1 protein-coding gene and 1 pseudogene are annotated in these 2,443 nt (G+C 68.2%); one reads left to right on the top strand and one right to left on the bottom strand.

From position 1 onward, the window contains the following. Positions 1-901, top strand: a pseudogene (locus tag VOI19_RS18135) (IS3 family transposase); the annotation flags it as partial. Between the two features lie 211 nt (positions 902-1,112). Here VOI19_RS18135 and VOI19_RS18130 read toward each other — a convergent pair. Beyond that, positions 1,113-2,231, bottom strand: coding sequence for an IS110 family transposase (locus tag VOI19_RS18130; protein ID WP_323794344.1), 1,119 nt, complete (start codon positions 2,229-2,231; stop codon positions 1,113-1,115). Positions 2,232-2,443: the final 212 nt, after the last annotated feature.

Raw genomic sequence — 2,443 nt, 5'->3', positions numbered from 1 at the left:
AACGAGGTCCTACGCTGCGCCGCGGCCTACCTGTCGCAGGCGAACCTGCCGGGAAAATGATGTACCCGCTCGTCCGCGAGCTGGCCGCCAAGGACGGCCCGATCCGGGTGCCCGTGACGGTGACGTGCCGGGTACTGAAGATCGCGCGCCAGCCCTACTACCGCTGGCTGGCGGGCCTGGTCACCGACGCCGACCTGGTCAAGGCCTACCGCGCCAACGCCTTGTTCGACGCCCACCGCGGTGACACGGAGTTCGGCTACGGGTTCCTGGTCGACGAGGCCGGTGAGGCCGGGGAGCCGATGGCGGCACGGACCGCCTGGCGGATCTGCGCAGAGCTTGGCTGGTTCAGCGCGTTCGGCAAGCCCAAGCACGGCAACGCCAAGAATCCCGGTCCGCCGGTCCACGACGACCTCTGCGCCGTGGTCGACAAGCACGGCGTGATCCGCCACGAGTTCAACGCCGACGCTCCCAACGAGTTGTGGCTGACAGACATCACCGAGCACCGCACCGGCGAGGGCAAACTCACCTCTGCGCGATCAAGGACGTCTACTCCAACCGGATCGTGGGCTAGTCCATCGACTCACGAATGAAGTCCCGCCTGGCCGTCGCAGCACTTAACAACGCGGTCGCGCGACGCGGCGACGTCGCCGGCTGCGTGGTCCACAGCGACCGAGGATCCCAGTTCCGCAGCCGGAAATTCGTGCACGCGCTGAACCGCCATGCCATGGTCGGATCGATGGGCCGCGCCGGGGCAGCCGGCGACAACGCCGCCACGGAGAGCTTCTTCGCGCTTCTGCAGAAGAACGTCCTCGACCGGCGCTCCCGGGCCACCCGCGAAGAGCTGCGGATCGCGATCGTGACCTGGATCGAGCGGACTTACCACCGACGCCGTGCGCCACGAGACCGTGCTCAGCCCAGCTGCTTGACGTAGGGGCCTTAACGCACTGGCCGAGACCGTGAACGGCTTTACCACGACCGCCTCCACGGCTACCTCGACGACGTCGCGCCAGCAGAGTTCGAGAAGTCGTTCTACGCTCGGACACGGACCGACCAACCCTGGTCGGAATCCAATAGCCTGAGCCTCGATAGGCTCCGGGATGCTTCTATGTCTGTCAAGCGGCTCGACCGGGCTCCTCGAGCGGATGCGCAGCATTGAGCATTCGGTAGATCTGCCGGGTGGTGTAGCGCTTGAGGCAGCGTCGAATCTCGCGGCGGGTCTTGCCTTCGGCGGTGCGTCGCGTCACGTAGTCGCGGGTCTCGGCGTCGTCGCGCATTCGGGTCAGGACGATGGTGTTGAGCGCCCAGTTCAGTCGTCGATCGCCGCCGCGGTTGAGCCGGTGGCGCACGGTGTTGCCCGAGGACGCTGGGATCGGGCAGGTGCCGGCGATCTGAGCCATGGCGTCTTCGCTGCGGACGCGGCCGGGGTGGGACCACACGCACAGCACGACGGCTGCGGTGATGGCTCCGACGCCGGGCATCCCGAGCAGCTGGGGTGTGCGGTCGGCGACTATGGCTGTGAGCTGTTCGCGGTTGCTCTTCAACTCGTCGTCGAGCTGGACGACGCGTCCTGCCAGCCGCACTGCCTCGGCGCGTGCGGTCGCGGTACCGAGCGGCTCGTTGCGTCGCCGCCAGGCGGCGATCTGGCGGACCTGGGGGCCAGTCAAAGCGCGGCGGGCGTCGATACCGAGGTCGTGGGAGCGTGCCAGCGACGTGAGGGCGTTGAGCGCGCGTAGGCGCTCGGCGTTGAGCTGCTCCCGTGCTGTGGTGAGGACCTGGAGTACTACCTGGTCCTGGCCGCCACGGCGGTCCCTGAGCCGGTCGAGCCGCATGGTCAGGGTGTTGCGGGCAGCAGTGACCGCGTCCATGGCGTCGGTCTTCCCGCGACCTCGATCGCGGCGCGGGGTGGGTGCCTCGACGACCCGGTAGCCGACCTCGGCGAGGGCCTCGGCGAGCACGGCGCCGTAGGAGCCGGTGCCTTCTGCGGCGATCAGGACGCCGTCGAGGTCGCCGCCGGTGCGACGGCCGATCCACTCGCGTGCCCGGCCGATGCCGGTGGTGGTGGTGGTGGGGAACGTCTGCTCGTCGAGTAGCGCCCCGGCCGAGTCGAGGACGGCGTAGCTGTGGGTTGCGGCATGGGTATCGACCCCGACCACGAACCGGTAGGTGCGCGCGACCGTGACCGGGGTGGGCGCCGGGGTGATCGTGGCGCTGTTGTTTGTCACACTGGGCATTGCGATGTCTCCTTCACTTCAACCGGGATGGCGTCGTTGCCGACGTCGGCCCGGGAGTGAAGTCACTACGAGGCAGGCCTGTAACGGGTCACAACCAGAGTCGTTTCAGCGGCACTGGTTGGACATGCTTCTCATCAAGCCATCGTGGTGGGCCAGGGTCGACGCCGGCCCCCGGATCTGACGGACAGATCCCAGGCAAGACAGCCCGAGGG

Source organism: Nocardioides sp., assembly GCF_034670285.1.
GTDB lineage: Bacteria > Actinomycetota > Actinomycetes > Propionibacteriales > Nocardioidaceae > Nocardioides.
The sequence above is the reverse complement of the archived record's forward strand: the minus strand, read 5'-3'. Positions and strand labels throughout refer to the sequence as shown.